The organism is Streptomyces mesophilus (genome assembly GCF_011044995.1).
Classification (GTDB): Bacteria; Actinomycetota; Actinomycetes; order Streptomycetales; family Streptomycetaceae; genus Streptomyces; species Streptomyces mesophilus.
In genome coordinates this window covers 1-5,046 of record NZ_JAAKZW010000367.1, presented here as the reverse complement: position 1 = coordinate 5,046, position 5,046 = coordinate 1, and the positions used below count along the sequence as shown (strand labels likewise).

4 protein-coding genes are annotated in these 5,046 nt (G+C 74.2%); 2 read left to right on the top strand and 2 right to left on the bottom strand.

The annotated features are described in order from the left end of the window. Both G6045_RS39195 and G6045_RS39190 read left to right on the top strand, forming a co-directional pair. A partial coding sequence (locus G6045_RS39195) for a DUF485 domain-containing protein (protein ID WP_165337021.1) occupies positions 1 to 331 on the top strand: 331 nt, incomplete at its 5' end. Then, positions 328 to 1,971: a sodium/solute symporter gene (locus G6045_RS39190; RefSeq protein ID WP_165337020.1), complete on the top strand. Its 1,644-nt coding sequence runs from the start codon at positions 328 to 330 to the stop codon at positions 1,969 to 1,971. The genes G6045_RS39195 and G6045_RS39190, both read left to right, overlap by 4 nt. A gap of 85 nt (positions 1,972 to 2,056) precedes the next feature. Here G6045_RS39190 and G6045_RS39185 read toward each other — a convergent pair whose 3' ends face one another. Both G6045_RS39185 and G6045_RS39180 read right to left on the bottom strand, forming a co-directional pair. Next, positions 2,057 to 3,004 carry a coiled-coil domain-containing protein gene (locus G6045_RS39185; protein WP_165337019.1) on the bottom strand — a complete coding sequence of 316 codons (948 nt, stop codon included), beginning with the start codon at positions 3,002 to 3,004 and terminating at the stop codon, positions 2,057 to 2,059. Between the two features lie 233 nt (positions 3,005 to 3,237). After that, positions 3,238 to 5,046, bottom strand: a 1,809-nt coding sequence (locus G6045_RS39180; RefSeq protein ID WP_165337018.1) for an SUKH-4 family immunity protein, incomplete at its 5' end; no start/stop codon positions are given.

The following is a 5,046-nucleotide window of genomic DNA, read 5'->3' as shown; positions in this document are numbered from 1 at the left end:
CGCTCCCCCGCCGCCACGCCGCCGCCCGGCCCCGCGGATGGGCAGCCATGCCGATCTGCGGCTGGTGCGCCGCGCGTACAAGCGGCTGCGCCGGGTCGCGTCCCTCACCGCGCTCGGCTCCTTCACCCTCTTCCTGATCCTCTCCGCGTACGCCCCCTCGCTCGTCGGCCACCGCATCACCGGCGGCCTCAACCTGGGCCTGCTGCTCCTGCTCGCGCAGATCCCTGTCACGTACGTGGCCATCGCGCTGTACCAGCGGCACGCCGTGCGCCGCGTCGACCCGCTCGCCGAACGGCTGCGCAGGGCAGCCGAGTTGGAGTCCCGCCCATGAACCTCGCGGCGGTCACCGCCGCCGACGCCACCGAGTCCATGAGCCTGGTCGCGTTCACCGCGGTCGCCAGCATCACGCTGCTCCTGTGCGTGATGACCGGACCGGACCGCGACGATCTCGACGAGTTCTACACGGGCGGCCCCGGCCTGACGCCGCTGCGCAACGGTCTCGCCATCGCCGGCGACTACATCTCCGCCGCGAGCGTCCTCGGCGGCATCGGCGTCATCGCGCTCACCGGATACGACGGGGTCGTGCTGCTCCTGGCCACCGCCCTGTCGCTGGTCCTGCTGATGTTCCTGCTCGCCGAACCGCTGCGCAACGCGGGCCGTTTCACGATGGGCGACACCCTCACGCGCCGGCTCTCCGGCCCTTCGGCGCGCCCGGCCCGTATCGCCACGGCCGTCGCCACGCTCGCCGCGCTGCTCCCGCTGATGCTGGTCCAACTCGCGGGCGCGGGCGACCTGTTGGCGTTCGTCCTCGGCTTCGGGAGCTTCGGGGGCGAGGGGGTGAAGACCGCTTCGATGGTCCTGGTCGGCGTGCTGATGATCTCGTACGCGGCGATCGGCGGGATGAAGGGCACGGCCCTGATCCAGATCATCAAGATCGTGATCCTGCTCGCTTCGGCGGCCGTCGTCTCCGTGCTCGTGCTGCTCCGTTTCGACGGCGACTTCGGTGCCCTCGCCGCCCAGGCGGCCCGGGGCAGCGGTCTGGGCGACGCGTTCCTGCGGACAGGACCGCTGCTCGCGGGCAGCGCCGCCCCGCGGCTCGACATGGTCGTCTCGCAGCTCACGGTCGTCCTGGGAGCGGCCTGTCTGCCGCACGTCACGATGCGGATGTACACCGCGCGCAGCGCCCCCGAGGTACGGCGCTCGATGTCCTGGGCCGTCTCGGCGGCGACCGTGTTCGCGCTGTTCGCCCTGGTCATCGGGTTCGGCGCGGCGGCTCTCGTCGGCCGCCAGGCCATCACGGCGGCCGATCCGCAGGGCAACACCTCGATCCTGCTGACCACCCGGGCCCTGTTCGGCGCGGAGACCTCGGGCGCCGAGACGCTGATCTTCACCTGTGTCGCGACGGCGGTCTTCCTGACGCTGCTCGCCTCGGTCGGCGGCATGATCCTGGCCTGCGCCAACTCCCTTGCCCACGACGTGTTCGCGCACCGCCGCCGGCTCAGTCCACGCGCGGAGATGACCACCGCCCGGCTCGCGGCGCTCGCGGTCGGCGTCGTCACCATCGCGCTCGCGTCGATGGTGCAGCACCGCAATCTGCAGCCGCTGGTCACGCTCTCGTTCTGCCTGGGCGCATCGGCGCTCGCCCCCGCCCTGGTCTACAGCCTGTTCTGGCGCCGCTTCACCCGCGCCGGTCTGCTGTGCACCCTGCTCGGCGGCTCGGCCGGCGCGATCATCCTGATGACCGGCACCAATCTGGTCTCCGGCCACCCGGGCTCGGCCTTCCCCGGCCACGACTTCAACTGGTTCCCGTTCACCACCCCGGGCATCGCCTCCATCCCGCTCGGCTTCGGCCTCGGCTGGCTGGGCACGGTCCTCAGCTCCCGCACCCGCCAGCGCGAGCAGCGCCGGGCCTACGAGGCGGTGGAGGCGGAGATCCTGGCGGGGGTGGCAACTCGGGGGATACGGGAGTGAGTTTCGGGGGATACGGGAGTGAGTTGACGTAACGGCGCAGTGCGACGCGCGTATCCGTGAAGGACGCGACCGTTCCCCGCACCCCTCAGGAATCGGCCCCCGAGCTCGGCCCCGGCACCGTCCCGCCACCGGACGGGCCGTCCTCGGTACCGGCGCGCCCGGTCAGGGACATCAGGCTGGCCCGTACATGGTCCATGTGCGCCCGCACCTCCTCACCGCGCTCGGCCTGCTCGCGCAGCACCCGCTCGGTCTCGCGCTCGATCCGCTCGGCCCGCATCCGCGCCTCGGCGATGATCTCGGCGGCACGGGCCGCCGCGTCCTCCTCGCCGTGCCGCGCCGCCTCCTGGGCCTCGGCGAACGCCCGCTTGGCCGCCGAGAGCCGGGCCTCGGCGGCGGCCGTCAACTCGGTGTGCCGTACGTCGAGCGCGGCCACCTGCTCCTCGGCGGACCGCTGCTCGCTCTCCCACAGCTCGTCCTGCTCCTTGGCCAGGTCGCCGAGCAGCGCCTCGCCCCGTACGCGCATGTCGCGCAGCACTTCGAGGGCCTCGCCGCGCAGCTCCTTGATCTCGCGGCGGGCGGCGATGCGTTCGTCGTCCGCGGTGCGCTGGGCGGTGAGCAGCGTCTGGCGCGCCCGGTCCTCGGCCTGGCCGCGGAGCTCATCGGCCCGGGCGCGGGCGGAGTCCTGCAGATCACGCTCGTACGCGGCACTCTCGTCGGCGAGCCACTGGGCCTCGCCCTGCGCGGCGGCCCGCAGCGCACGCGCCTCCTCCTCGACGGTGAGCAGGATCTCCCGGGCCCGGTCGCCGAGCGTCTCGTACGTCTGCGGTGCGAGGTGGGCGACGGTGTCCCGCAGCGCGGCGGCCTCGGACTCCATCTCCTTGGCGAGCACGGTCAGACGCGCGGCCCGCTCCCAGGCGTCGTCGCGGTCGCGGCAGAGCCGGCCCACGGCCCCGTTCACCTGCTCGGGGCGGTAGCCACGGCCGCGTACGGTGCTGAACTCATGAGTCGACGTCGCCGAACGTGCCGTGCTCATCCTGAGGCCCCTCTCGCCCTGCCGCTGACAACCCGATCCGGCGCACATCCTGATGGATCACACCGAAGCACCCATAACGCGACACTCCGCGCATCGATCTGATCAAGCATGCGTCAACGAGACAAAGAAACGGAAACCGGGCCAACGGTGGTGACGCGGTCATTCACGGCATACGAAAGGGCCGCCCCCGTCCACGTACGACGGAGGCGGCCCTTCGATGAGCTTGCCGGGAGCTAGATCAGGCCGTCCCACATCTGCTCGAGCAGGACCGACCACCAGGTCTCCGGGGACGACAGCGCCGCCGGGTCCAGGGCCGCGAGCTGGGCCTGGAAGTCGACGGTCCAGCGGCCCGCCTGCTCCTGGTTGAGGCCGTAGCGCAGCCGCCACATACGGCCGAGCATCGCGAGACAGCGGGCGAACTCCGGCAGCCCCGAGTTCACGAACTGCGGCGGTACGGGGGCTCCGCCCGGACCGGCCTCGACCGGGACCGCGACGATGTGCGCCGTGCCGTACTGCACACAGATCGCGCGCCCGAAGTCGCTGCCCATCACGAGATACGAGCCCGCGTCCGAGGCCGGCTGCACCCCGCGCTCCTGCGCCATCTCGGCGAGCGTCGGCACCGGGCGGCCCGGCTGGGCCTGCGCCCAGAAGAACGGGTTGAAGTCCACCGGCAGACCGGCCCACACCAGCGTCGTCGCCACGACCTCGGGCACACCCTGACGCGACACCGCGCGCTGGTCGAAGCGGAAGATGCCCTGCGGACCGAACGCACCGGCCAGCTCCTGCGCCACACCCTCGGGACCGATCGGCGGCGCGGGCTGCACCGGCACCAGCGGAACACGCATCGGCGCAAGCCGCGCGGGACCGTCGGCGACCTGGTGCAACTCGCCCTGGTGGGCCAGGAGTTGCCGCATGCCCTGCTGACGCGAGGCGTGGTCCGTGCCGTACGGGGCGACGGTCGTGACCCGCACCTGCGGCCACTGCTCCTTGATCATGCGGGCGCAGTACGCACCCGGCAGATCGCAGGACTCCAGCTCGGTGTGGATCTCCAGGACCTGGTCCGCGGGCACGTTCATCCCGCGCAGCTCATGGAAGACCTGCCACTCCGGGTGCGGAGTGCCGGGCGCGGAACGGCGGATCAGCTGCTGCTGACTGCCGTCCGGCGCGCGATAGCTGACGACCACCTGGTAGCCGGGGCCGACGGTCGGCTGACCGGTGGGCTGCTGCGGATAGCCGTACGAGGGCTGGGGGCCGCCGGGCATCGGCGCGGCCGGCTGCTGGGTGCCGGGCGGCGCCGGGGGCGACGAATAGGAGCCCCCGGAACCCCGGGATACGCCGGCCGCACCGGGCGGCCCAGGAGGCTGGGGCGCCGCGGGCGCGCTCGGTCCGCCGCCGGGTCCGGCGAGCATCGTCGCGGCGTGGTGCGCGCCACCGGGCGGCGGCGTACCGGGCGCACCCGGAGCGCCGGGCGGGCCGGGCGGCTGGGGCGCGCCGGGACCGCTCGGGTCAGGTCCGGCCAGCATCGTCGCCGCGTGGTGGACACCACCGGGCGGGGTGCTGCCAGGGACGCCGGGAGGACCGGGGGGCTGCGGGGCGCCGGGGGCACCCGGAGCGCCGGGCGGCTGCGGGGCGCCCGGCGGCTGGGGCGCACCGGGACCCCTCATGTCCGGACCGGCCAGCATCGTCGCCGCGTGGTGCACGCCGCCGCCGGAGCTGCCACCGGCGGGCGGCGGCGTGGGCGGGCCGGGAGGCTGCGGTCCGTCGGGACCGAGCGAGGACACCATCTGCGTCGGTACGTAGGCGTTGCCCGCGCCCGGAGCGCCGGGAGCGCTCGGCGGCGGCGGGGTGGTGCCGGGACGCCCACCCGGAGCGCCCGGCGCACCGGGCGGCGCGGGCGCGGCCGCACCGCTGCCGCGCGCGGAGCGCGGCGGGGCGGCCTTGCTGGTCGCGGCGTTGGCGATGTCGTCGGCGCCGGCGCCGGGGGCGGCGGGCGGCGGCGGGGCCGCGGGCGTCCGAGCACCCGGGGCCGGCCGCTGCGGGTG

What these genes read in the sequence shown, in the direction of transcription:
- G6045_RS39185 (WP_165337019.1), bottom strand. Translation starts at nt 3,004, where the DNA reads ATGAGCACGGCACGTTCGGCGACGTCGACTCATGAGTTCAGCACCGTA.
- G6045_RS39190 (WP_165337020.1), top strand. Translation starts at nt 328, where the DNA reads ATGAACCTCGCGGCGGTCACCGCCGCCGACGCCACCGAGTCCATGAGC.